Annotated in this window: 20 protein-coding genes, 1 tRNA gene and 2 pseudogenes; 10 read left to right on the top strand and 13 right to left on the bottom strand. The window is 70.4% G+C overall.

What is annotated here, in order from left to right:
* Positions 1-85 precede the first annotated feature (85 nt).
* Positions 86-778 (bottom strand): pentapeptide repeat-containing protein, encoded by a 693-nt coding sequence (locus ACWGDX_RS13845; RefSeq protein ID WP_363080726.1) that lies wholly within the window; start codon positions 776-778, stop codon positions 86-88.
* A 207-nt stretch (positions 779-985) separates the two neighbouring features.
* On the opposite strand from ACWGDX_RS13845, the gene ACWGDX_RS13840 reads away from it, so the two are divergent.
* The 3 genes from ACWGDX_RS13840 (at position 986) to ACWGDX_RS13830 (ending at position 5,120) form a co-directional block, all read left to right on the top strand.
* Positions 986-2,215, top strand: a complete 1,230-nt coding sequence (locus tag ACWGDX_RS13840; RefSeq protein ID WP_453625292.1) for an NAD(P)-binding protein — start codon at positions 986-988, stop codon at positions 2,213-2,215.
* Between the two features lie 69 nt (positions 2,216-2,284).
* Positions 2,285-3,298 (top strand): zinc-binding dehydrogenase, encoded by a 1,014-nt coding sequence (locus ACWGDX_RS13835; RefSeq protein WP_453625290.1) that lies wholly within the window; start codon positions 2,285-2,287, stop codon positions 3,296-3,298.
* Positions 3,299-3,551: 253 nt separating this feature from the next.
* Positions 3,552-5,120 (top strand): MFS transporter, encoded by a 1,569-nt coding sequence (locus ACWGDX_RS13830; protein ID WP_453625289.1) that lies wholly within the window; start codon positions 3,552-3,554, stop codon positions 5,118-5,120.
* Between the two features lie 424 nt (positions 5,121-5,544).
* On the opposite strand, the gene ACWGDX_RS13825 is transcribed toward ACWGDX_RS13830, so the two are convergent.
* Both ACWGDX_RS13825 and ACWGDX_RS13820 read right to left on the bottom strand, forming a co-directional pair.
* Positions 5,545-6,024 carry a GNAT family N-acetyltransferase gene (locus tag ACWGDX_RS13825; protein ID WP_405985732.1) on the bottom strand — a complete coding sequence of 160 codons (480 nt, stop codon included), beginning with the start codon at positions 6,022-6,024 and terminating at the stop codon, positions 5,545-5,547.
* Between the two features lie 25 nt (positions 6,025-6,049).
* A complete protein-coding gene (locus tag ACWGDX_RS13820; protein WP_453625287.1) occupies positions 6,050-6,964 on the bottom strand; it encodes an aminoglycoside phosphotransferase family protein in 915 nt (304 codons plus the stop codon).
* Here ACWGDX_RS13820 and ACWGDX_RS13815 point away from each other — a divergent pair.
* Both ACWGDX_RS13815 and ACWGDX_RS13810 read left to right on the top strand, forming a co-directional pair.
* Complete coding sequence (locus ACWGDX_RS13815) at positions 6,963-7,619, top strand: rhomboid-like protein (protein WP_453625285.1); 657 nt, start codon at positions 6,963-6,965, stop codon at positions 7,617-7,619. The genes ACWGDX_RS13820 and ACWGDX_RS13815 overlap by 2 nt on opposite strands.
* Positions 7,616-9,007, top strand: coding sequence for an NAD(P)/FAD-dependent oxidoreductase (locus tag ACWGDX_RS13810; RefSeq protein ID WP_453625283.1), 1,392 nt, complete (start codon positions 7,616-7,618; stop codon positions 9,005-9,007). The genes ACWGDX_RS13815 and ACWGDX_RS13810 overlap by 4 nt, the downstream gene beginning before the upstream one ends.
* A gap of 769 nt (positions 9,008-9,776) precedes the next feature.
* Here ACWGDX_RS13810 and ACWGDX_RS13805 read toward each other — a convergent pair.
* Positions 9,777-10,604, bottom strand: a complete 828-nt coding sequence (locus ACWGDX_RS13805) for a glycoside hydrolase domain-containing protein (protein ID WP_453625282.1) — start codon at positions 10,602-10,604, stop codon at positions 9,777-9,779.
* A gap of 245 nt (positions 10,605-10,849) precedes the next feature.
* Here ACWGDX_RS13805 and ACWGDX_RS13800 point away from each other — a divergent pair.
* Positions 10,850-11,056 (top strand): annotated as a pseudogene (locus tag ACWGDX_RS13800) (IS5/IS1182 family transposase); the annotation flags it as partial.
* A gap of 143 nt (positions 11,057-11,199) precedes the next feature.
* Here the strand turns inward: ACWGDX_RS13800 and ACWGDX_RS13795 are convergent.
* Positions 11,200-11,481: pseudogene (locus ACWGDX_RS13795) on the bottom strand (N-acetylmuramoyl-L-alanine amidase); the annotation flags it as partial.
* A gap of 146 nt (positions 11,482-11,627) precedes the next feature.
* Positions 11,628-11,704, bottom strand: a tRNA-Thr gene (locus ACWGDX_RS13790).
* 203 nt (positions 11,705-11,907) lie between these two features.
* Here ACWGDX_RS13790 and ACWGDX_RS13785 point away from each other — a divergent pair.
* From ACWGDX_RS13785 to ACWGDX_RS13775, 3 genes are all read left to right on the top strand, one after another.
* Positions 11,908-13,029 (top strand): ABC transporter ATP-binding protein, encoded by a 1,122-nt coding sequence (locus tag ACWGDX_RS13785; RefSeq protein ID WP_363084012.1) that lies wholly within the window; start codon positions 11,908-11,910, stop codon positions 13,027-13,029.
* A 297-nt stretch (positions 13,030-13,326) separates the two neighbouring features.
* Positions 13,327-13,749, top strand: a complete 423-nt coding sequence (locus ACWGDX_RS13780) for a hypothetical protein (protein WP_363084011.1) — start codon at positions 13,327-13,329, stop codon at positions 13,747-13,749.
* Positions 13,750-13,837: 88 nt separating this feature from the next.
* A complete protein-coding gene (locus ACWGDX_RS13775; protein WP_363084010.1) occupies positions 13,838-14,554 on the top strand; it encodes a nucleotidyltransferase family protein in 717 nt (238 codons plus the stop codon).
* 389 nt (positions 14,555-14,943) lie between these two features.
* Here the strand turns inward: ACWGDX_RS13775 and ACWGDX_RS13770 are convergent, their stop codons facing one another.
* The 7 genes from ACWGDX_RS13770 to ACWGDX_RS13740 form a co-directional block, all read right to left on the bottom strand.
* On the bottom strand, positions 14,944-16,803 hold the full coding sequence (locus ACWGDX_RS13770) for a DoxX family protein (protein WP_453625279.1): 1,860 nt from the start codon (positions 16,801-16,803) through the stop codon (positions 14,944-14,946).
* A gap of 217 nt (positions 16,804-17,020) precedes the next feature.
* Entirely contained in the window at positions 17,021-17,971 is a 951-nt protein-coding gene (rlmB, locus tag ACWGDX_RS13765; RefSeq protein WP_453625277.1) for a 23S rRNA (guanosine(2251)-2'-O)-methyltransferase RlmB, read from the bottom strand.
* Between the two features lie 270 nt (positions 17,972-18,241).
* Entirely contained in the window at positions 18,242-19,642 is a 1,401-nt protein-coding gene (cysS, locus tag ACWGDX_RS13760) for a cysteine--tRNA ligase (RefSeq protein ID WP_453625275.1), read from the bottom strand.
* Between the two features lie 240 nt (positions 19,643-19,882).
* Complete coding sequence (locus ACWGDX_RS13755; RefSeq protein WP_453625273.1) at positions 19,883-20,287, bottom strand: PPOX class F420-dependent oxidoreductase; 405 nt, start codon at positions 20,285-20,287, stop codon at positions 19,883-19,885.
* Positions 20,288-20,507: 220 nt separating this feature from the next.
* Positions 20,508-21,122, bottom strand: coding sequence for a 2-C-methyl-D-erythritol 2,4-cyclodiphosphate synthase (ispF, locus tag ACWGDX_RS13750; protein WP_453625271.1), 615 nt, complete (start codon positions 21,120-21,122; stop codon positions 20,508-20,510).
* Positions 21,112-21,858, bottom strand: a complete 747-nt coding sequence (gene ispD, locus ACWGDX_RS13745) for a 2-C-methyl-D-erythritol 4-phosphate cytidylyltransferase (protein WP_363084921.1) — start codon at positions 21,856-21,858, stop codon at positions 21,112-21,114. Before ispD ends, ispF begins: the two co-directional genes overlap by 11 nt.
* 543 nt (positions 21,859-22,401) lie before the next feature.
* Positions 22,402-22,884, bottom strand: coding sequence for a CarD family transcriptional regulator (locus tag ACWGDX_RS13740; RefSeq protein WP_003953493.1), 483 nt, complete (start codon positions 22,882-22,884; stop codon positions 22,402-22,404).
* Between the two features lie 763 nt (positions 22,885-23,647).
* Between ACWGDX_RS13740 and ACWGDX_RS13735 the strand changes: the two genes are divergently transcribed.
* Positions 23,648-24,343: a DUF461 domain-containing protein gene (locus ACWGDX_RS13735; RefSeq protein WP_453625269.1), complete on the top strand. Its 696-nt coding sequence runs from the start codon at positions 23,648-23,650 to the stop codon at positions 24,341-24,343.
* Positions 24,344-24,424: the final 81 nt, after the last annotated feature.

Raw genomic sequence — 24,424 nt, 5'->3', positions numbered from 1 at the left:
CCCCGGGGCCGGGCCGTCATGCGGGCCGGGCTGTCGCGCGGGCACTGCTCCGTACGCCCCCCCGGCCCTCGCCCCCCGCCTCCTGTCAGTCCTCCACCCGCACGCCTATCTGCGCCGCGAACGCCGGTGCCAGGTGCAGCAGTTGGGCCGAGCTGATCACCGCTCCCGCCAGCCGGTCCAGGCCCCGCGCGATATCCAGCTCCGCGACCGTCCGCAGATCGACGTCCTTCAACCGGGCGCCGCTCAGATCCGCCCGCCTGAGCACACAGTCCCGGAACTCCACCCGCTCCAGCTCCGCCTCCCCGAAGTCCGCCTCCGACAGGACACAGCTCTCGAAGACCACGTCCTTCAGCCGGGCCTTCCGCAGATTCGCGTAATCGATCTTCCCGCCCCGGAACAGCACCCGCTCCAGCACGGCGCCATGGAGCTGCACCCCGCCCAGACGCGCGTCCACCACCTCCACATCGCGCAGGGAGGCGCCCGACAGATCCGTGCCCACCCCCCGCACACCGCTCAGCACGGAGTCGATGAACCGCGTGCGCCCCAGTGACGTTTCGTCGAGAACGCACTCCCTCAGCGCACAGTCGATGAACCGCGCGCCCGGCCCCTCCTGCCCCGTCAGAACCAGGTCCTTGAACTCCAGACCGTCGTAATCCCCGTCCGGCTCCAGACCGCCGCCGTACGGACTGAGCGGCGGCAGCCGCACCTCCGCCCGCCTCGCCTCCACCCGCTTCGCCGAGCCCCCGCCCGCACCACTCTTCGTCGTCTTCCGCGCCATGTCCCCATGGTGACGTACGGCACTGACAACACGCCGATGTCACAACGAGCTGTCCGGTATCCGTCACACCGGTGTGAGCAAGCGCGAGAGCAAGCCCGAGCGAGTACGAGAGCCAGCAGAACAGCCGGCAGAACAGCCAGCAGGACCCCAAGCAGGACAGCCAGCAGGAGAGCAAGCGCGAGAGCACGTGACCGGAGGGGACACACCATGAATCCAAGGACCCGCGTCACCGTCATCGGCGGCGGCTTGGCCGGACTCGCCGCCGCCATCACCGCCGCCGAGTCGGGCGCCTCCGTCACGCTCTGGGAGGCCCACCACACCCTCGGCGGCCGGGCCCGTACCGCCGAAGGCGCGTACCGCACCAACGAAGGACCGCACGCCCTCTACCGCCGCGGGCCGCACTGGGCGTGGCTCAGGCAGCGCGGTCTGCTGGGTCCCGTGGCGAGCCCGCCCGCGCGCGAAGGCGCCCGTTTCCGCTTCCACCACGGCGGCGCCCTGCGCAGGACCCCGCCCCTCGGGGTGCTCCGCCTCGCCCGCCGCAAGGCCGAACACGCGCCGGTGGACACCGACTTCATGACCTGGGCCACCGGGTTGGAAGGGCCCGCCACCGCCCGCGCCGCCGCGCACTACACCGCCGTGGCCCTCTTCCACCACGACCCCGGCTCGCTCTCCGCCGCCTTCGTCCAGGAGCGTCTGCGGCGTGCCGCCGCGCTGCCGCCCGAGGCCCGCTGTCCGGTCGGCGGCTGGGGCGAGCTGATCGACCGTATGGCCGGGTACGCGTGGAACCTGGGCGTACGGATCGAGACGGCGGTACGGGTCGACACCGTCCCCGAGAACGGTCCCGTGATCGTCGCCACCTCCCTGGCCGCGGCCCGCCGGCTCCTCGGGGACGACCGGCTGCGCTGGACCGGCGGCCGTACCGCGCTGCTCGATCTCGCGGTGCGCGGGCGCCGGGGCGACGCGTTCGTCGTCTCGGACCTCGACGCCCCCGGCTGGCTCGAACGGTTCACCGCGCAGGACCCGTCCCTCGCTCCGGCCGGGGAACAGCTCCTCCAGGGGCACTTCCCGGTCGGCCCCGGCGAGTCCGCCGCCGACGGCATCGCCCGCGCCGAGCGCCTGCTCGACCTGGGCCTCCCCGGCTGGCGCGACCGGACGCTGTGGCGGCGCGAATCCCTCGCGACCGGCCGTACCGGCGCCGTCGACCCGCCGGGCACCACCTGGCGGGACCGGCCGCGTATCGACCGGGGCGACGGGGTGTATCTCGCGGGCGACGAGGTCGCGGCGCCCGGCGTGCTCTCGGAGGTGTCCTTCAACAGCGGGATCGAGGCGGCTTCGCTGGCCCTGCGCCGACAGCGACAGCCGGGCGCCGCCGCCGACCCGCGACCGAAGGAGCCGGGCGCCGCCGGCCCGGTCGGCCTTGACCTCAAGCCCTCTTGAGGTCGGACGCTTGCTCCCACCACGAACGACGAACCCGGATCACTCCGGACGAACCCCAGGGAGCCCGCCATGCACGCCGTCCGCCTCCACGCCTTCGGCCCCGCCGAGAACCTCACGTACGAGCGGACCGAGGACCCCGCGCCCGGCCCCGGCCAGGTCCGGATCGCGGTCGCGGCGGCCGGCGTCCATCTCCTCGACACCGCGCTGCGCGAGGGCATGCGGGGTCCTTACCCCGGCACCACCGAACTGCCGACCATCCCGGGCCGCGAGGTCGCCGGTACGGTCGAGTCGCTCGGCGAGGGCGTGGCCGCCGACTGGCTCGGCAAGCGGGTCGTCGCGCATCTGGGCATGGTGCCGGGCGGTTACGCGGAACTCGCCGTCACCGACACCGCCCGCCTCCACGAGATCCCGGCCGGGCTCGACGAGGCCGAGGCCGTCGCCATGATCGGCACGGGGCGTACGGCCATGGGCATCCTCCAGTTCACGGACGGACTCGGCCCCGCCGACATCGTCCTCGTACCGGCGGCGGCGGGCGGGATCGGCACCCTGCTCGTCCAGTACGCGAAGAACGCCGGCGCCGCCGTCATCGGTCTCGCGGGCGGCCCCGCCAAGGTCGCCCGGGTCACCGCCAACGGCGCCGACCTCGCCGTCGACTACACCCTGCCCGACTGGCCCGCACAGGTCCGCGACCATCTCCGCGAGCGTCACGACGGCCGGGGCGCGACCGTCCTCTTCGACTCCGTCGGCGGCGCTACGGGCCTGGCCGCCGTCGATCTCCTCGCCAAGGGCGGCAAGCACATCGTCTTCGGCTGGTCGGGCGAGGGCCCGCACGACGGGGCGCCGCTGACCTTCACCGACGAGGAACTGGCGGAGCGCGGGATCACCTCCGAGTCGGTTCTCGGCCCGGTGATGCTCCAGAAGGCGGGCGGCGACATACGCGTACTGGAGGAGCGCTCGCTCGCCGAGGCGGCGGCGGGCCGGCTGCGCCCGGCCGTACAGCGCTTCCCGCTCGCCGAGGCGGCACGCGCGCACCGGGCGCTGGAGACGCGCGGAACGATGGGAAAGGTCGTCCTGGAGCCGTAGAACCGTAGACCGTAGAGGCCTGGGGCCGTAGAGCCCTGGGCCGTAGAGCCGTGGTCCCAGGCCCAGAGGCAGAACCCCGTACCGGCGCCAGAACCGAGGGGCCGGCGCCGGTCGCGGGAAGCGAATCAACCCGATTCATGGTGTTCTGTGCAGAGATCGGTGCAGAGATCAGTGCGGAGATCGGTACGGAGATCGGACAACGGGCCGACCGCGACCAGCGGAGAGGGGAGATCCAGGTGAGGGAAGACCTGGGATGAGCGACCCGGCGAACTCGGCCGGCCGACCCGGCCCGGAGCCGGACCCGGCCCCCGGCCCGCAGCCCGGCACCGTGGTCGACACCCACCGCTGGTGGGCCCTGGCCGTCATCGCGACAGCCCAGCTCATGGTCGTACTCGACGCCACCATCGTGAATATCGCCCTGCCCTCGGCCCAGCGCGAACTCGGCCTCACCAACGGCAACCGGCAGTGGGTGATCACCGCCTACACCCTCGCCTTCGGGGGGCTCCTGCTCCTCGGCGGCCGGATCGCCGACCTCGTCGGCCGTAAACGCACCTTCGTCGTGGGCCTGATCGGATTCGCCGCCGCCTCCGCCCTCGGTGGCGCGTCCATCGGCCCGGAGACGCTCTTCCTCGCCCGCGCGCTCCAGGGCGCCTTCGCCGCGCTCCTCGCGCCGTCCGCGCTCTCCCTGCTCACCACCACCTTCACCGGCGGCGCCGAGCGGGCCAAGGCCTTCGGTGTCTTCAGCGCCATCGCGGGCGCGGGATCGGCCATCGGCCTGCTCGTCGGCGGCGTGCTCACCGAGTATCTGAGCTGGCGCTGGTGCCTCTACGTGAACGTCCCGATCGCCGCCGTCGCCGTGGTCGGCGCGTTCACCCTGCTCAGCGACCGGGCCGGCACCCGTGGCGCGCATGGGGCACATCTCGACATCCCCGGTGTCGTCCTCGGCTGCGGCGGTCTCGTCGCCCTCGTCTACGGACTCGGCGAGGCCGAGGCCAAGGGCTGGACCGCGCCGCTGGTCCTGGGGCTGCTGCTGGGCGGGGTGGCGCTGCTGTGCGTCTTCGTGTGGTGGCAGAGCCGTACCGCGGGACCGCTGCTGCCCCTGCGTATCGTCCGCGACCGCAACCGCGGCGGATCGATGCTCATCATGTGTCTGACGACCGTCGGGCTGTTCGGGGCGTTCCTGTTCATGACGTACTTCCTTCAGAACATCCTCGGTTACACGCCTCTGCGAACCGGGCTCGCGTTCCTGCCGCTGACCGCCTCGATCGTCATCGGCTCCACACAGATCTCCGCCCGGCTGCTGCCCTACGCGCCGCCACGGTTTCTGCTGGTGCCCGGCCTGCTGCTCGGCGCCGGCGGGCTGTACTCGCTGACCTTCATCGACATCCACTCCAGCTATCCGGCGCACATCCTGCCCGGCACCGTCCTGCTGGGCCTCGGCCTCGGGCTCACCTTCATGCCCGCCATCGCCACCGGCACCTCGGGCGTACCGGCCAGGGACTCCGGTGTCACCTCGGCGACCGTCAACACCGCGCAGCAGGTCGGCGGCTCCATCGGTACGGCGCTGCTCAACACGGTCGCGACGACCACCACGAGCGCCTACCTGGCGAGCCGTCTCGCCGCGGCGGAGAAGAAGGGCGGGCTCACCCCGGCCGAGCGGACCGACCTCGTGAACACCGGCACGGTCCACGGCTTCACCGTCGCCATCGCCTGGGCGGCGGTCATCCTGCTGGTCGCGGCGGTCATGGCCGCACTGGTCATCAACGGCCCCTCCCCCCGCACCCGCGAAGCGGCGGCCGCCCCCGGCCCCCCGGTCCCCTGACGGGCCGGAGCACTTCCCGGCAGCGCACGGACGGGCAGTGGGCAGTGGGCAGTGGACGGGCCGACCGCAGACGGATCGCCCACAGACGGAAGGGGCCCTCCCTCTCACGAGGAAGAGCCCCTCCGTATCGAGCGCCCGGCAGGCCTTGCACCCACATTTCCCACCGGCTGGCGGGCGTCTTTCCTTGGACCACAGACGCGTGACTCCGTGTGCTGCTTCGAAGTTACGAGATGATCATACAGGATCTGAGGACCAGTCACGTCCCCCCACCCACCACGTCACCCAACCGGCGCCCCACGTGCCCGCCTGCGCCCCACGTGCCCGCCTGCGCCCCACGTGCCCGCCTGCCCGCCACGTGCCCGCCGCGCGCCGCGTGACCGACTCGGTCCACGCGACCGCCCCGCCGCACGCGACCCCGACGCGCCTACTTGCCGCTCCCCAGCCCGGTGAGCGCGTCGTCCGTCAGGCGGTACACCGTCCAGCCGTCCTGCGGCAGTGCCCCCAGGGACCGGTAGAACGCGATCGACGGCTCGTTCCAGTCCAGGACCGACCACTCCAGCCGCTCATAACCGCGCTCCACACAGATCCGCGCCAGTTCCGTCAGCAGCGCCTTGCCGTGCCCGCCGCCGCGCCGGTCCGGGCGGACGTACAGGTCCTCCAGGTAGATGCCGTGCACCCCGCGCCACGTCGAGAAATTCAGGAACCAGAGCGCGAAGCCCACCGGCTCCCCGTCGTCGTCCGACTCCGCGATGTGCGCGAACGCCGCCGGGCGCTCGCCGAACAGCGCCTCATGGAGCTGCTCCTCGGTCGCCCGCGCCTCGTCCAGGCACTTCTCATACTCCGCCAGCTCCCGGACCATCGCGTGGATCACCGGGACATCGGCGGCTGTGGCAGTACGAATCATGAGCGCAGCCTGCCCTCTTCCCCGCTCACCGTGCCAGCAGTGACCGAGCGATGGACATCTGATCGGGATCCAGCCCGCACTCACCGTCCTTGATGTGCCACAGAGAGTTCTGGAGCACCCGCCCCAGCGTCCAGCCACGGGCCCGCTCCCGGTCCAGGCCCAGCGACTCCGTCAGCAGATCGAAGCGCCACAGCGTCTCCGACGCGTCGAAACGGTTGTCCAGCGCCGGCAGCAGCTCGAATCCCGGATCGCCCGCCAGCGGTTTCGGATCGATCGCCAGCCACGGCTCCCGGTCCGCGGCCAGGACGTTCTCGTAATGCAGATCCCAGTGCAGCAGCCGGTCCCCCGGCTCCGCCGCCACCTCGCGCACCGCCGCCGCGCAGTCCCGCAACAGCCGCCGCTCCCCCTCGTCGGCCAGCGACTTCTCCAGCACCGGCACCTCGGACAGCATGCGCGCCGCGGTATCGCCCAGCGTGCGCAGATGCGCCGGAGCCGGCGCCGACGTCAAGCGCGCCAGCAGCTCCGCGAGGATCAGGACCGCCTCGCGCGAGGGCACACCGCTCAGATCCCGGGCGCGCAACCGCTCCAGCAGCAGCGTGCCCGTCTTGTCGTCGTACCGCAGCAGCCGCACCGCCCCGTCGCCGCCCCACGCCCGCAGCGCCACCGGCTCCCCGGCCGACTCCTCGTCGAGATGCTGGAGCTTCAGCACCGCCGCCGTGCCGTCCGCGCACTCCACCGGCAGCACCAGCGCACACATGCCGTACATCGAGGGACCGGTACGGCGCAGCTCCCACCGCTCCAGGAAATCCGCCGCCCTGCCCGGCAGCGCCTCGATGAACGCCCGGCCCGCCTCGCCCAGGAACTTCGACTGTGTTTCCGCCAACTCCGCCGGAATGTCAATCACGCCCACGATCCTACGGCCATGGGTGAATCGGGCCATGCGCCGCATTCTCCACACGGTCCGCACCTGGATCACGAGCGCCCCCGGTACCTATCTCTGGCTGGCCGCCCTCTTCGTCACCACCGTCGCCCTCCACCAGATGTCACCCCAGTTCGAGAGGGAATTCCTGCTCCAGCGCTCCACCAATATCCATGAGCTGTCGACCGACCCCGTCCGTGTGCTCATCGTCAGCGCCTTCTGGATCGACGGCGGCACCTGGCTCCCGTACGCCGTGCTCTACACCCTCTTCCACGCCCCCGCGGAACACTGGCTCGGCACCCCGCGCTGGCTCTCCGTGGCCGCGCTCGCCCATATCGGCGCGACCCTCATCAGCGAAGGCGTCCTCGGCTGGGCCATCCACCACGGGCACGCCCCGCAGTCCGCCGCCAACACCCTGGACGTCGGTGTCAGCTACGCGCTCGCCGGAATCGCCGGCGTCCTCACCTACCGCGTACCGCTCCCCTGGCATCTGCCCTACCTCGCCGCCGTCCTCATCTTCTACGGCTTGCCGCTGATCACCAGCCCCACCTTCACCGACCTCGGCCATCTCGCCTCGGTCCTCATCGGACTCGTCTGCTACCCCCTGACCCGCGCCTGCCGTCCCCGCCGATACCTGGACAAACGTACGAGCAGGGGTGTACGAACACCCTCATGACCACCGCGAACAACGGCGGGATCTCCTTCTGGTACGCCCAGGACGGCATCCCCGCCCCCCGGGAACCGCTCCCCGCGGACGCGACCGCCGACGTCTGCGTCGTCGGCGGCGGCTACACCGGACTGTGGACGGCCTACTACCTCAAGAAAGCCGTCCCCTTCCTCAACATCACCGTCCTGGAAGGGAAGTTCTGCGGTTACGGCGCCTCCGGACGCAACGGCGGCTGGCTCTACAACGGCATCGCGGGCCGCGACCGCTACGCCCGGCTCCACGGCCACGACGCCGCCGTACGCCTCCAGCACGCCATGAACGACACCGTCGCCGAAGTGATACGCGTCGCGGCCGAGGAGAACATCGACGCCGACATCCACCAGGGCGGCGTCCTCGAAATCGCCCGGAGCCCTGCCCAGCTCGCCCGCCTCAAGGCCTTCCACGCCGCGGAGATCGCCTTCGGCGAGACCGGCCGCACCCTCCACGGCGCCCGCGAGACCGCCGACCGTATCCGCGTCGGCGGCGCCGTCGGCTCCACCTGGACCCCGCACGGCGCCCGGCTCCACCCCGTCAAACTGGTCAAAGGACTCGCCGCGGCCGTCGAAGCGCTCGGCGTCACCATCCACGAATCGACGCCCGTCACCGAGATCAGGCCCAAGCACGCCGTCACGCCCTACGGCACCGTCCGCGCGCCCTACATCCTCCGCTGCACCGAAGGCTTCACCGCGAGCCTCAAGGGCGCCCGGCGCACCTGGCTCCCCATGAACTCCTCGATGATCGCCACCGAACCCCTGCCCGCCGGCATGTGGGACGCCATCGGCTGGGACGGCCGCGAAACCCTCGGCGACATGGCGCACGCGTATATGTACGCCCAGCGCACCGCCGACGACCGCATCGCCCTCGGTGGCCGCGGCCACCCGTACCGCTACGGCTCCAGAACCGACAACGACGGCCGCACCCAGCCCGCCACCGTCGAGGCGCTCCGCGACATCCTCGTCCGCTTCTTCCCCGCCACCGCGGACGTCCGTATCGACCACGCCTGGTCCGGCGTCCTCGGCGTCCCCCGCGACTGGTGCGCCACCGTCACCCTCGACCGCGCCACCGGCGTCGGCTGGGCCGGCGGCTACGTCGGCTCGGGCGTCGCCACCACCAACCTCGCCGCCCGCACCCTGCGCGACCTGATCCAACAGGACTCCGGCCAGTCGGGCCCGACCGAACTGACCACACTGCCCTGGGTCAACCACAAGGTCCGCACATGGGAACCCGAACCCTTCCGCTGGCTCGGCGTCCAGGCCCTGTACGCGGCCTACCGCACGGCGGACGCCAAAGAATCCACCGCCACCACCGCAACGACCCACCCCCTGGCCCGAGCGGCCAACCGCATCTCGGGCCGCTGACCGCGCGCGGGAGGTACCCGGCTCCCGCACGTCTCGGCCGCCGATCAGCGCTCGTCACCTTGAGTAATGGCCGCGCGGAAGTGCGGGCCCCCTTTCCCGGCGGGGCGATGTAAGGCGGAAGTGGCACAAGGGGGCTAAGGGTTGTCCGGCGGAGCGGTACCACTGGCCGAGGTACCGCAGGTCTCCGGTACAAAAGCGGAACGCGCAGCGGCGTGCGGTGCGCGACGAACTCACGGCCACACCGAACAGGGCAGCGGAGAACCGGGCCCGGCGTAAACGGCTACAGGCTGGCTCATCCGGCTCCACAACCTCCCGGCACGTCGCCGCCACGCTCATGCTCGCGGCCACTGCCGACATCAAGGCCGTCTCCAAGACTCTCGACCACTCGGCCACCCACCTCACCAGAGACAGCCACAGAATGACAGAAGGCCAGGTCAGAGAGCATCTGACCTGGGCCTTCGTGGAACCCTCTGTCGGATTCGAACCGACGACCTACGCATTACAAGACCGTGAGCGTTCATGTTGCGTAGTGCGGGGCCATGCTGCCGAGTGATGTTCTTGCTGGTCAGAAGAGGTCCACCGGGGTGCCATGTGCCGCCTCGCACCGAACCGTCCAAAGGCATCCGACCGCCGAATGGCCACCAGGACGGACTCGCGGGTGACAGCGAGCCAGATCACGGCAGTCGCTGGCCTTCTGCAAACCTTCTTGCGGACGCTCCGACTCCAAGTCGCCTTGACTACGGATCAGGTTCGCCGAGTCGCGCCGCTCTCAGCCGATGATCGCGACCGGGGCGTCCCACGCATTGCGGTCGACGGTGATGGTGTAACCGCCGCGAGTCTCTTTGCTGTTGACCATGTACTGGTGGCCGCGGCTGTGGTTGGTGAACTGTGCGGGGTCCCACGGCCAGTCGGCGGTCGTGGTGTTGTTCTTGTCCCACAGGGCGTACCACAGGTTGCCCGGCAGGTCGGTTTTGTTCGTGGCGGTGGCGATCGCCTTGGCACTGGAGCTGCTGAAGCCGTAGAAACCGGCGCGGTAATTCTTGGCGCGCAGCGTCTTGGTGAAGGAGCGGACGTAGGTCAGTACCGCGTCGTTGCACGCCTTGTTGGCGATGTCGTACGGCTCCATGTCCAGGTAGACCGGGCTGCCGGCCTTCATGCCGAGCGCCGATGCTTTGGTGATCGCATCGTTGGCATTGCTCGCGCCGAGGGATGCCGCGGTGGTGGAAGTGAACTTCTCCGGGTTTTTGCTCGTCTGGCAGGGCGGCTGGGCTCCCACGTAGAGCGGAATGAGTTTCCAGCCGGAGGCGTTGACCGACTTCACCCAGGAGGCCGTCAGGTTAGGCTGTGCGCAACCGCGGTTCTTTCCCCCCATGTAGACCGCGACGGCGCCGTACAGCCCTCCGCGCCAGGCTTTCATGGCTGCCAGTGAAGGCGCCGTACAGGCGTCGAATGCCCGGCCGGTGTACGTTTTCTGTGCGGGCAGCGCGGCAGCGGCCATCGACGTCTGTGCCGCGATTCCGGCACCCCCGACGACGGCGACACCCGCCACCGCCCAGGCAACGTAGCGGGCCTTTTTGGACAGCCGGTGTTTGGACATTCCCACCCCATTCTGATTTCAAAGAGCCCTGAGCGCTGTTGGCACACCAGCAGGGCGTGGGTGCGGCATCGAGGTACAAATACGCCACTCATCGCCACACAGGGCGGCACGATAACACCGCTCCGTGCATGCACCGCACCACACTCCATTATCTCATCCGGCATGGGCCGAGACCCGCAAGGTGATCGACAATGGTGCATGCCGATCGCTTCGAAGTCGCTCCGCCTGTGCGAGGCGGGCGATGCTGCGGCCAGCGCAGATCCCGCTCCCGGGGCCTCGCCAAGACAGCCCTGCGGCACCAGCTCACCGGCGCCGCGACCGACCTCGCCCGTGCAGACCCCCACCCCACCGACACACCCTGGGCCCACGCCCACGCCCGCACCCGCCGCTTCGCAGCACTTCGCCCCGCTGAGCAACAACTCGACGGGCGAAATAATCAGGGCCCGAATTGACCAACAGCCTCATCCCATGTCCGGGCCTCCCGCTCATGCCTGATCCATGACGGTGATGGTCTCCGGCGCGCTCCCTTTGTGGCCGAGCGAGATCCGCGTCTGATTCCTCGCTCGAACGTTGTCTCTGTCCGGTGCTGGGTCGGCTACTTGAGGTAGACGAGTCCGTCCGTGGTCACGGCCGGGCGGCCGGTGGTGCCGACCACGACGATCTTGATGGTGTGTTCGGCGCCGGCGGACCAGGTCCTGGTCCAGATCGCGTCGCGGTACTTGGTGGTGGAGGACTTCAGGTCGACCGTCGCGGCCTTGGCTCCGTCCACGTAGACGTATGCCAGTCCGGACGTGGCGGCACGGGAGACAACCCGGGCCGCGGACCTCCCGGTGAACGTCCAGGTGAGGCTCGCGTTCTTCGACGAGCTGGAGCCCGAGGCGGCCCGCCGGGCTCCCGCTGTCCCGATGCGCCCCCCTCGCGCTCCCCGGGCCGCTCGCGACCATCACCGGCCGGGCCAGCAGGACCGTGACGCACGGAGGAAAGAAAAAGCCCAGGTCAGAGGACATCTGGCCTGGACCTTCGTGGAGCCCCCTGTCGGATTCGAACCGACGACCTACGCATTACAAGTGCGTTGCTCTGGCCAACTGAGCTAAGGAGGCGTGCCCGAGCAGTGTAACCGCCCTGGATCACCACCTGGCCAGGAATTTGGTGAGGGCCGAAGTACTGACAGATCCGGAATCGCGGAGTAGCGTCACCTGGAGTTCACCAGGTGGACTAGACCCATCCTCCGCCCCCCGGCGGAGGAACCATTCCTTTACTCGGATCGTCCGGCACGTTCCTGCCGGTGGAGGGACACATCACCATGGCAACTGTCTCGTTCGACAAGGCAACCCGTGTGTACCCGGGCTCCACGAAGCCCGCAGTCGACCAGCTCGAGATCGAGATCGCGGACGGCGAGTTCCTCGTCCTCGTCGGTCCCTCCGGCTGCGGAAAGTCGACCTCCCTGCGCATGCTCGCGGGTCTTGAGGACGTCAACGCGGGTTCCATCCGTATCGGTGAGCGCGATGTCACGCATCTGCCGCCGAAGGACCGGGACATCGCCATGGTGTTCCAGAACTACGCGCTGTACCCGCACATGTCCGTCGCCGACAACATGGGCTTCGCGCTCAAGATCGCCGGCGTGAACAAGGCGGACATCCGCAAGAAGGTCGAGGAGGCCGCGAAGATCCTCGACCTCAGCGAGTACCTGGACCGCAAGCCGAAGGCGCTCTCCGGTGGTCAGCGGCAGCGTGTCGCGATGGGACGCGCCATCGTGCGTGAGCCGCAGGTGTTCCTCATGGACGAGCCGCTGTCGAACCTCGACGCCAAGCTCCGTGTCTCGACCCGTACGCAGATCGCCTCGCTCCAGCGCCGTCTCGGCATCACCACGGTGTACGTGACCCACGACCAGGTCGAGGCCATGACCATGGGCGACCGGGTGGCGGTCCTCAAGGACGGGCTGCTCCAGCAGGTCGACTCGCCGCGCAACATGTACGACCGCCCGGCCAACCTCTTCGTCGCCGGCTTCATCGGCTCCCCGGCCATGAACCTGGTCGAGGTGCCGATCACCGACGGTGGTGTGAAGTTCGGCAACAGCGTGGTGCCGGTGTCGCGCGAGGCGCTCGCCGCCGCCGCGGACAAGGGTGACAAGACCGTGACGGTCGGTGTCCGCCCCGAGCACTTCGACCTGGCCGAGGACAGCACGTCCGGCACGCTCTCCAAGGAGGCGCCGGCCGGTCTGGCCGTGACCGTCAATGTCGTCGAGGAGCTGGGCGCCGACGGCTATGTGTACGGCACCGCCGACCTCGGCAGCGAGAAGAAGGACATCGTCGTCCGCGTCAACGGCCGCGCCGTGCCGGACAAGGGCGCCAAGCTGCACGTCGTACCGCGCGCCGGTGAGACGCATGTCTTCTCGACCTCGACCGGCGAGCGCCTGACCGACTGAACCGGTTGACTGACCGACCGAACCGGTCGGCCGGCAGCCTGAACCGGTTGACCGGTCGGCCGGCCGAACGAGCCGGTTGATCTCCGCGCGGCCCCGCACTCCGGTGCGGGGCCGTCCGCGTTCGCCGGATATCGCGAGCCGCGTGTCGAGCCGCATATCACATGTCGATAAATACCCTGACACACAGGTCATTTCGGACGGAGCCGTCAACACCTGATTCGAAAAGGACGATCGAACCATCCCTCGGGAGAGTGACTAAATGTCGCCAAATCATCACTGGCCGCTACGCTCGCCTGCGTGACCCACTCAGCCCGCCGTATCGGCCGAACTCTCGCTCTCGTACTGCCCGTCGTCCTGGTGCTCTCCGGGACCCTCGCGGTCGCCCGTGTTCCGTGGGCGTCCAGCACAGCCGAGTCGCAGGTCCTGACCGCCTCCTCGGACACCGCCTCGGTGCGGGCCAAGTCCCGTACGCCCCAGGATATTCTGCGCGAGCAGCTTCTCGTGGAACTCCAGGAGAAGGATCCGGGCATCGCCCTGACACACCTTCAGCGGCGTGTCGAGGAGCGCCCGTCGCTCGCCAGGCACTGCATGTCGATCGCACGGGCCCTGGGCCGCGCGGCCGTGGCGACATACGGTCCCACCCGCGCGCAGTCCTTCTCGCGCCCGGTGTGCGACACATCGTTCGCGTACGGAGTCTCCCAGCAGGCCGCGGGAAGCTGACCGCGGAGAGCCGACCGGACACCGGTCGGCCGCAGGCAGATCGCCGGCCGCGCCCCCTGGGCGCCCCGCCCCGCCTATCGTTCACGGCATGCATACGTTTCCGACGCAGGCCGTGGTCCTCGCGGGCGGCCAGGGGTCGCGGCTGCGCCCGTACACCGACGACCGTCCCAAGCCGATGGTCGAGATCCCCGGCACGGGGACCCCGATCATCGGCCATCAGCTCGCCTGGCTCGCCGCCGAGGGCGTGACCGACGCCGTCGTGTCGTGCGGGCATCTCGCCGAAGTCCTCCAGGAATGGCTGGACTCGGCGGATCTTCCGCTGCGTGTCACGACCGTGGTGGAACCCGAGCCCCTGGGGCGCGGTGGCGGGCTCAAGTACGCCGCCGCCAAGCTCCCTGCCCCGACACAGCCTTGGTATGCCACCAATGGCGACATCTGGACACGTTTCTCCCTGCGCGAGATGGCCGCCTTCCACGCCGAGCGTGACGCGACGGCGACGCTCGCCCTGGCCCGTCCCCGGATCCCGTGGGGGGCCGTGGAGACGGACGAGTTCGGCCATGTCCTCGACTTCATCGAGGCGCCCCCGTCGCCTTATCTGATCAACGCGGGTGTGTATGTGTTCTCCCCGCGGTTCGCCGAGTTGCTGCCCGAGCGCGGCGACCATGAGCGCACGACGTTCCCACGACTGGCGCGCGAACGCAGCCTCGCGGGCTTTCCCCTGCCGCACGGGGCGTACTGGCGGGCCATCGACACGGCGAAGGACCTCACGGAAGCGGCCAAGGAACTGGCGTCGGGACCGCGCTGAGACAGGACGGACCGCGCTGAGACGGTGTGGGCCCCGGCGGCGGGACTCCGGCGGGCTCCGGTGGCCCACTAAGCCTGTACGCCTGTACGGAGCCCCCTGAGCCCCTTGTGCCCGCCAGGGGGCCGTAGACGCTGAGCGCCTGCACGGAGCCTGTGCGGGGCCCGTACAAGGCTCCCGAGGGCCCGCCCGCCCCCGGTCCGCCCCCGGTCCGCCCCGCGTCCGCCCCCGGCACAGGCCCGGATCCAAGGCCATCCGGTTGCTCGTCGCTGACCGATGTCGGGCCACGTGCAGCCGTGCCTGGGCGCCGGCAGGGTCGTGTCGCCCGTCCCGCGCGCGGGACGACGAGACCGGTAGGCGCGCGCCTACCGGTCTCGTCGATCGAGCAGACCTCAGCCGAGCAGACCGCCGATGGGGTTGCTGTTGCCGGCGCCTGAGGATGTGCCGCCTGTCGTGGAGCTGTCGCCCGTGCCGGCTCCCGCGCTTCCGTCGCCCGCGCCGCCCGTTGTCGACGGGCCCTGGCTGCTGGACGGGGGCGGAGCCTGCTGGGCCGTCTGCGGGGGCTGGCGGCCCGTGCCCTGGGTCTGGCTGGGCTGTTGCTGCTGGCTCTGGCCGGTGCTGGTCGCGCCGCCCGCCGTCTCCGGGACGGTGCCGCCGCCCGGCACGGGCTGCTGGGCCTCGGGGGTGCCGGAACGGGTCGCGGACGGCTCGGACCGCCGGCCCGCCGTCGTCCCGCCGCCGCTGGGCGTGCCGGACGCGCTGCTGCCGCCGTGGCCCGGCTTCTGGGGCAGCGGTTCGCCGGGGAGCTGGTTGACCGGGTCGACGTTGGGTCCCGGCACCGTCACCATGTCGGAGGACCGTACGGCTCCGCCCAGCACCGAACCGACCAGCAGCGTGAGCCCGATGACGACGGTCGCGACGACCGCGCCCCGCCGCAGTACGCGACGCCGCAGATCCCAGATCTCGGAACGCGGCCCGAGCGTGCGCCAGGCCTCGCCCGCGAGCCTTCCGTCCACGGAGTAGACGGGCGCGCCCGCGATGATCAGCGGGGACCAGGCGGCCAGATAGATGATGTCGGGCGCGTCGTACACCGGAACCGTCCGCCAGCTCACGGTGAGCAGCAGCGCCGCGGAAAGCAGCGCGCCGAAGCAGGCGGCGACCCGCTGCCAGAGTCCGAGGACGGTGAGTACGCCCGCCACGATCTGGAGGAAGGCGACGCTGAGGCCCGCGCCGACCGGGTGGGAGAGCGCGAAGTCCCGCAGGGGTTCCGCGAGCGCCCAGGGGTGCAGCGAGTTGAGCCACTTGACCATCGAGCCGCGCTCGCCGCCGTCGAAGTAGACGGGGTCGCAGAGCTTGCCCATACCGGCGTAGATCGAGATGAAGCCGAGGAAGACGCGGAGCGGGAGCAGCACCACGCCGAGGTTCATCCGGCGGCCGGGGTAGTACGCGTGCCGGACGGCCGCCGCGTCGGCGGCCCGTGCGCCGGTCGCGCCGTAGCGCCGGTCGCGCCGCCGGTGGTCGGCGGGATCGGTGCCGGGTTCCGCGTACGGCTCCAGATCCAGGTCCGGGTCCAGATCCAGATCGGGGTCCAGGTCCGGGTCGATCGTCCGCTCGGGCGTGTCGTACGCGCCGACCGCCTGCCGCATGGGCGGCAGCAGCGGGGTGATACCGGTCCGGGTGGCGGCACCGGTACCGGCACCCGAACCGGCGCCGGAGCCACGGCTCTGATGCCCGACGACGGGCGTCGGCATGGTGGTCTCGCCGTCGAGGTCGAGCCGCGGGATGACCTGGGTGACGCCGGTGTCGTATCCCCTGTCCGGCGCTGCGGGCCGGCCGGACAGACCGGACATGCCCGGCCTGCCGCCGGGCGCGGGACGCCCATCACGCGCGTCACGGGCATCACGCGCATCACGGGCGTCCCGGTAGCCACTGCCCGTAGGGGGCACGGAGGAGTTCCGTACGGCCTGGAGGAGCCCGGTCGCCCCGGGGTCGCCCGGGGCGGACTTGCCGCTCCAGACCACGGGGGCCCTGCGGCGGGCTCCGCTCCCGCCGGTGGCGCCGCCGCTCGTGGCGCGGACGCGCGCGCTGTCCGCCGCACCGCGCGCGGGGCCGGTGCGCTGGGGCGATGCGAGCTTCACCCGGAAGCTGGCGTGGTTCACGATGACCTGCGCGGGATCGCAATCCACCTTGAGCATGCTCAGCGGGGGCTGATCGTCGAACCCGGGCCGGGGCGTTCTGGTGTCCACACTCATCTAACCGAGTGACTTGTGTTTAGGACACTGCCTTGACGAGCGGCAAATGTCCGAGACCCGTCAAGATCATCAACCGTACCCGTCGCCGGGGCCGTCGGGCCTGCTCACGCGGCACGACCGACCGGCCGGCGCCCGCGCGACCCGACCGTAAAGGGCGAGAACGCAAGAACGTACAAACGTACGACGCGCCCCGGCGCCCCGGACCCACCGCCCGGCCTCAGGCCCGGCGGCGCGCCGCCTCGTACAGCACCACTCCGGCCGCGACCCCCGCGTTCAGCGACTCGGCGCCGCCCGGCATCGGGATCCGTACCCGGAAGTCGCAGGTCTCCCCGACCAGCCGCGACAGCCCCTTGCCCTCGCTGCCGACCACGATGACGACGGGCCCGCCGAGCGCTTCGAGATCGCCGACCTCGTGCTCACCGTCCGCCGCGAGCCCGACGACCACGAGACCGGCCTTCTGGTACGACTCCAGCGCGCGGGTGAGATTGGTCGCGCGGGCGACCGGCGTACGGGCCGCCGTACCCGCCGACGACTTCCAGGCCCCGGCGGTCATCCCCGCGGCACGCCGCTCCGGTACGACGACACCGTGCCCGCCGAAGGCGGAGACGGAGCGGACGACCGCGCCGAGGTTGCGCGGGTCGGTGACCCCGTCGAGCGCGACGATCAGCGGGTCCTCGCCGTCGTCGAAGGCCGCCGCCGCGAGATCCTCGGGGTGGGCGTACTCGTACGGCGGGACCTGGAGGACGAGGCCCTGGTGGTTCAGGCCGTTCGTCATCCGGTCCAGCTCCGGCTTGGGCGCCTCCATCAGATGGATGCCGCCGCGCTCGGCCGCGAGCTGGAGCGCCTCGCGCACCCGCTCGTCGTTGTCGATGAACTGCTGGACGTAGAGGGTCACCGCCGGTACGCCGTCGCGCAGCGCCTCGAAGACGGGGTTGCGGCCGACGACCATCTCGCTGGTGCCCTTGCCGCCGCGCCGCGCGACCTGGCGCCGGGCGGTCTGCTTGGCCTTGGCGTTGGCGACACGGTTCTGGGCATGGCCCTTGCGGGCGGAGGCGGGCGGGGTCGGACCCCTGCCCTCCAGCCCGCGGCGTCGCTTGCCACCGCTGCCGACCTGCGCGCCCTTCTTGTTGGACGTGCGGCGGTTCCTGCGCTGGCTGTTCCCGGCCATGACCTACCTGTTTCGTTGCTTCAGACTGCTTGAGACAGACTGCTTGAGACTGCTTCAGCTTGAGATTGCTTCAGGATGTTGCGGCGTGCTCTGACTGTTACGGCGTGCTCTGGGTGTTACGGCGTGCTTCGGACGGAGCGTTTCGGCGAACCCTCGTACGGCCCGGTGCGGCCGGTACGGGAAGAGCCTCACGTACCCCGTCGGCCGTACCAGCCTACGTAAGGACGCAAGTGCGCCGCCCGGCAGCACCGAGCGGCGCATCGGCCGAGGTCAGCGCGGTCCCAGCGTCCAGCGCGGTCCCGAGGGACCGTCCTCGATGACGAGTCCGGTCTGCTGGAGCTGGTCCCGGATGGCGTCCGCCGTACCCCAGTCCTTGCGCCCGCGCGCCGCCTCGCGCTGTTCCAGCACCAGCCGTACGAGCGTGTCGACGACGCCGTGCAGATCCTCACCGCGGTCGGCCTCGCCGGCCCAGTGCGGGTCCAGCGGGTCGAGACCGAGGACGCCGAGCATGGCCCGCACCTCGGCGAGCCGGGCGACGGCCGCTTCCTTGTCGTCGGCGGCGAGCGCGGAATTGCCCTGCCGGACGGTGGTGTGGACGATCGCGAGCGCCTGCGGAACGCCCAGATCGTCGTCCATGGCCTCGGCGAAGGCGGGCGGTACCTCGCCCGCGGCCTCGACCACTCCCCCGGCCTTCTCCACGACGCGCTGGACGAAGCCCTCGATCCGCGCGAACGCGGACTCGGCCTCGCGCAGCGCCTCCTCGCTGTACTCGATCATCGAGCGGTAGTGCGGGGTGCCGAGGTAGTAGCGCAGCACGATGGGGCGCCAGTGCTTGACCATCTCGGAGACCAGCACCGAGTTGCCGAGCGACTTGGACATCTTCTCGCCGCTCATGGTGACCCAGGCGTTGTGCACCCAGTACCGCGCGAACTCGTCGCCGTACGCCTTGGCCTGCGCGATCTCGTTCTCGTGGTGCGGGAAGATCAGATCGATGCCGCCGCCGTGGATGTCGAACACGGTGCCCAGGTACTTGTGGGCCATGGCCGAGCACTCCAGATGCCAGCCGGGCCGGCCGCGGCCCCAGGGCGTCTCCCAGCTCGGCTCGCCGGGCTTGCTGGCCTTCCACATCGCGAAGTCGCGCTGGTCGCGCTTGCCGGTCTCGCCGTCGCCGGAGGGCTGGCGCAGTTCGTCCAGGCTCTGGTTGGAGAGCTCCAGATAGTCCGGGAAGGACCGGACGTCGAAGTAGACGTTGCCGTCCGCCTCGTAGGCGTGGCCGCGCTCGATGAGGCCGCGCATCATCTCGATCATCTCGGTGATGTGGCCGGTGGCGCGGGGCTCGTAGGTGGGGGGCAGGCAGCCGAGGACGTCGTAGCCCGCGTTGAAGGCACGCTCGTTCTCGTACCCGATGGCCCACCACGGGCGGCCCTGGGCGGCGGACTTGGTGATGATCTTGTCGTCGATGTCCGTGACGTTCCGTACGAACGTCACGTCGTAGCCGCGGTAGGTGAACCAGCGGCGCAGGATGTCGAAGTTCAGTCCCGACCTGATGTGCCCGATGTGCGGAGCGGACTGCACGGTGGCGCCACACAGGTAGATCGAGACACAGCCCGGCGTGAGCGGGTTGAAATCACGGATCTGCCGGGCGCCGGTGTCGTACAGCCGAATAGTCACGCGACAAGGGTAGTGCGCCAGGGGTAGTGCCCCGCGACCCTTTGGACCGCGGGGACACAGAAGCGTGACGTTCATGCCCGCCTGGCAAAGTCAACGGTCGAATTTCGCGACGATTGAGCTGTTTGCCCCATCCGGGTCACGGACCGGACGGACGGGCCCGGTGAGCCGGATGGGCCGGACCGGGCCGGGTGGACCCGGTTGGGCCGGGCCTGGCGGGCCCGGCCGGTCCGGCCGCCGGGCTCAGATACGGCCGATGATCTTGCGCGGGGTGATACGGACGACCACGCGCTCGGCGTCCTCGCTCGACGTCGGGTTGAACTCCGCGTACGGCTTGCCCGTGTACTTGAGGGACAGCTCGTTGATCAGCTCCTGGCCACCCTCTGTGGTCAGGGTCGCCGAGCCGCGGATCTCCGCGTAGACGTACGGCGCGTCGTCGGGCCGCGCGACGACCGTCACCCGGGGGTCGCGGCGCAGGTTCTTCTCCTTGCGCCGGCCGACGGTGGTCGAGATGAGCAGATCGTCACCGTCGCGCTTCACCCACACCGGCGACACCTGCGGGCTGCCGTCGGGCTGGATGGTGGCGATGTCGACGAAGACGGGTCCGTCGAGGAGTTCCTTGAGCTTGTCGGAGAGTGCGGCTGCCATGACTGCCTTCCTGATGCCCGGTACCTGGTCACTGTTGGGGCCTGATGACTGTTCAGCGCTGTTCAGCTGATCACTTTAAAACTGAGAACTGTTGAACGGAGAGCTGTTGAGCGGAGAGCTGACGCCAGACACCTGATGCCTGACGCCTGGTGAAACCGGCGTCAGATCGGATGTCACGTCTGACGCTCTCTCAACCCGTACCCCACGCGATGTATTTTGATCAGTCCGTACGGACGACCAGCGCCGTGGCGATCCCGGCCAGTCCCTCGCCGCGGCCGGTGAAGCCGAGCCCGTCGGAGGTGGCGGCGGAGACCGCGACCGGAGCGCCGACGGCCTCCGTCAGAACCTTCTGCGCCTCGTCCCGCCGCTTGCCGATCTTCGGCCGCGGACCGACGACCTGTACGGCGACATTGCCGATGGTGAAGCCCGCCTCGCGCACGATCCTGGCCGCCTCCGTAAGGAGGGTGAGTCCGGAGGCCCTGGACCACTCCGGGCGCCCGGTGCCGAAGTGCGCGCCGAGGTCACCGAGACCGGCGGCCGAGAAGAGCGCGTTGCAGGCCGCGTGGGCGACGACATCCGCGTCGGAGTGACCGGCCAGACCGGGACCCTCGCCCTCCCAGAGCAGCCCCGCGCACCACAGCTCGCGGCCCTCCTCGTAGGCGTGGATGTCGGTGCCGATGCCCACCTGCGGCAGACGTACGGGCACGGAGCGCGCCGCGCCGGAAGCGGGAGCCGCCCCGGCCGCGCCGGAAGCACCAGCCGCCTCGGAGGCGGCCGATCCCTCGGGCGGGGTGCCTGGCCCCTCGGGCCCGGAAGGCTCAGGCTCAGTAGCCATCGTTGGCCCTCCTCCGGGCGAGTACCGCCTCGGCCAGCACCAGATCCAGCGGCCTGGTCACCTTGAACGCCTCCTCGTGTCCTGGCACGACCACCACGGGCGCGCCGAGCCGCTCGACCATACCGGCGCAGTCCGTCGCGCCCTCGCCGACCGCCGCCACCGTCCGATGGGCGCGCTGGAGCGTGGCGCGGTCGAAGCCCTGCGGGGTCTGTACGGCGCGCAGCAGTGCCCGCTCGGGCGTGGCGACGACCGGTTCGGGCTCGCCCTTCTCGCGCGGCTCGACCTGTTTGACGGTATCCGCGAGCGGCAGCGCGGGCACGACGGCGGGCGCCCCGTCCCGTACGGCCTCGACGACGGCGTCCACGGTGTCGACGGGTACGAGCGGGCGCGCCGCGTCATGGACGAGCACGGCGGTGATGGAGTCGGGCAGGGCCTCGATTCCGAGCCGTACGGACTCCTGGCGTGTCTCGCCGCCCGGGACGACGAGATAGTCGGTGCGCTGGGGCAGCGCGTGCTCGTCGAGGAGGTGTTTCACCTCGGCGGCGCCGTCGGGCGGGGCGACCACCACGACGAGCGAGACGGCGCGTGAGGCGGCCATCGCGCGGACGGCGTGGATGAGCATCGGTGTGCCGCCCAGCGCGCGGAGGGCCTTGGGGGCTCCGGGGCCGAGCCGTACCCCCCGGCCTGCTGCGGGAATCACCGCGGCGGTGCGGTGGGGGCGGGCTTCGTCTGACATCGGTTGCACTCCGGCAGGTTTGTTTCCTCGGCCGACATGGGTATGGCCACACCGTGCCGGGCGCGACGCCTTGACCGGACCCTTCCGTGACACACGGTCGAGACGGACCGCGCCCGCTGCCCGGGGCTCCGCATACCCGGGTCCGCCCGGGGTATGGCGAGACCCCGGGTGAAGTCCCGGTGACTCACCGGGTACGGGTACGAGGGGTGTGAAGCCTCAGGCGTCCGTGACAGGCGTCCGGAACCTCTCCGGAACTTCGGACGCCTCCGGTGGACGGAGTTCTCCGGCCGGATCCGGTGGAGCTGTCCGGTGGATCCGGTGGACGGTGTACGGACGTCATCGTCATGGTGCGGGGATGTCGGGGCGTGCGTGTACGGGCGATGTGGGCCGTATGTCGTACCCGTATGTCGTACGAGGTGCGGGTGTACGGACATGCCGCAGCGCCCGGCGACACAGCATTTTCCTCACAGCTGGTCAGCGGGCACCACGGCATCACTGCGTTGTACGGCATGCGCCACCGGCACGATGGCGTCACGTCATGGTTCAGGACGCGAGGACCTCGTCGAGCAGAGCCTCGGCCTTGTCTTCATTCGTGTTCTCCGCGAGAGCCAGCTCGCTGACAAGAATCTGCCGCGCCTTGGCGAGCATGCGCTTCTCACCTGCGGAGAGTCCGCGCTCGCGCTCCCGGCGCCACAGGTCGCGCACCACTTCAGCGACCTTGATGACATCGCCGGAGGCGAGCTTCTCGAGATTTGCCTTGTAGCGACGGGACCAGTTCGTCGGCTCTTCTGCGTACGGTGCGCGAAGCACCTCGAAGACCCGGTCCAGCCCGTCCTGACCGACCACATCGCGCACGCCGACGAACTCCGCATTGTCCGCCGGTACACGCACTGTCAAGTCGCCCTGGGCGACCTTGAGCACCAAGTAGGTCTTGTCCACGCCTTTGATCTGGCGAGTTTCGATGGCCTCGATCAGCGCGGCCCCGTGATGGGGATAGACCACGGTGTCGCCAACCTTGAACGTCATGTGACAGGTACCCCTTCCGTGGCTATCCAGGGTAACACGAGAATGGCATCTTCTGAATGGCGTTTTCGCAGGTCAGGACGGTTCTCGGGGCTTGACAACTGCGCCAGGAACGTGCTGCGGGCGGCTTCCGGAAGGAGGTATTCGCAGGTCGGAGCCACTGCGCGGGCGCACGGAAACGCGTACGTTACCCGCCCCGCAACACCCTCAGGAGTGGATGAACGTCCCGATTTGCCGGGTTTCAGGCATCAAACTTCCCACACTCCGTTCGGTTGTCGATCACTCGTACGGATGGAAGTGCGGGAGATTCCGCAATTGATCACCGTGGGGCCGGGGGCGGTATTCGTAAGGAATGTGCGGCGGCCGGAGGAATTGATCACCGGCATTATGTGAACGCCGTGCGAAACGACGGGATCGAGCAGGAAATCGGATACGGAATCCGGCCCGGGGGCGGCGCCTTGAAACGACCCGGAGAGCGGTACGGGAGCGGTACGGGAGCGGTGGACGAGCCGTACGGGAGCGGCGCCGGGCGGTACGAACGCGCTACCGCTGCCATACGGACGCCGCACGGACGCCGTAGCCGGGCCGTACGGCAGCGGCGGCAGGGCGCTGGAGGCGGGTCGGGTGCGGGGCGCCGACGACGGCTCGGTAACCTAGGCCCGCTGAAAGCCTTGAGCACCGTCGGTACCACCGACACCGCGCCAGGTTCTCGGTGTTGTCCCGTCCTGAGCCCTTCCGTCCGTACGTCCTAGGAGTTGCCGCCGCCGTGAGCCGCAGCCTTCGACGCGGCGTCCTCGCCGCTTCTGCCCTCGTGTTCTCGCTTGCCCCGCTCACCGCGTGCGGCGCCGGCAACAACGCGCAGACGCTCGGCGTCAAGCCGGACAACGCCGCCACCTCCGTGGGTGACATCTCCATCCAGAACGCGACGGTGGTCACCCAGCCCGAGGCCGACGCCGAGGGCCCCGCGGTCGTCACCGGCACGGTCTTCAACAACGGCCGGAGCGGCCAGACCCTCGACTCGATCACGCTGCCCGGCACCACCGCCGGTGTGAAGCTCTCGCCCGCCGAGGGGTCGGGACCGATCACCGTGCCGGCCGGCGGCTGGGTCCAGCTCGGCGGTGAGGGCAACGCGTCCGCCGTGATCGAGAACGGCCGCGAGGCCGCGAAGAACGGCGACGCGCAGCAGGTCGTGTTCACGTTCAGCGAGACCGGCGATGTCGGTCTGCGCGCCTTCGTCTTCCCGTCGAACACCTACTTCAAGGGTGTCGGCCCGAGCGCCCTGCCCTCGCCGTCGCTCTCGGCACCCGCGTCCCCGTCGCCGGGCGCGTCGGGCACGTCGGGCGCGCCCGCCGGATCGGCCTTGGAGTCGTCCTCCGGCTCTCCGGCGGAGTCGCAGTCGGGTGAGGCCGGTGAGCCGGGGACGACGACCCCGTCGGACTCCGCGTCCGCCTCGGCGCACTAGGACCAGGACCGGAACGTACGGACACGTCGGCGCCGGCGCCGGGTACACACCGGCGCCGGCGCACAGCAGACGCGCTTAGAC

It is taken from the genome of Streptomyces sp. NPDC055025 (assembly GCF_053608565.1).
The sequence above is the reverse complement of the archived record's forward strand: the minus strand, read 5'-3'. Positions and strand labels throughout refer to the sequence as shown.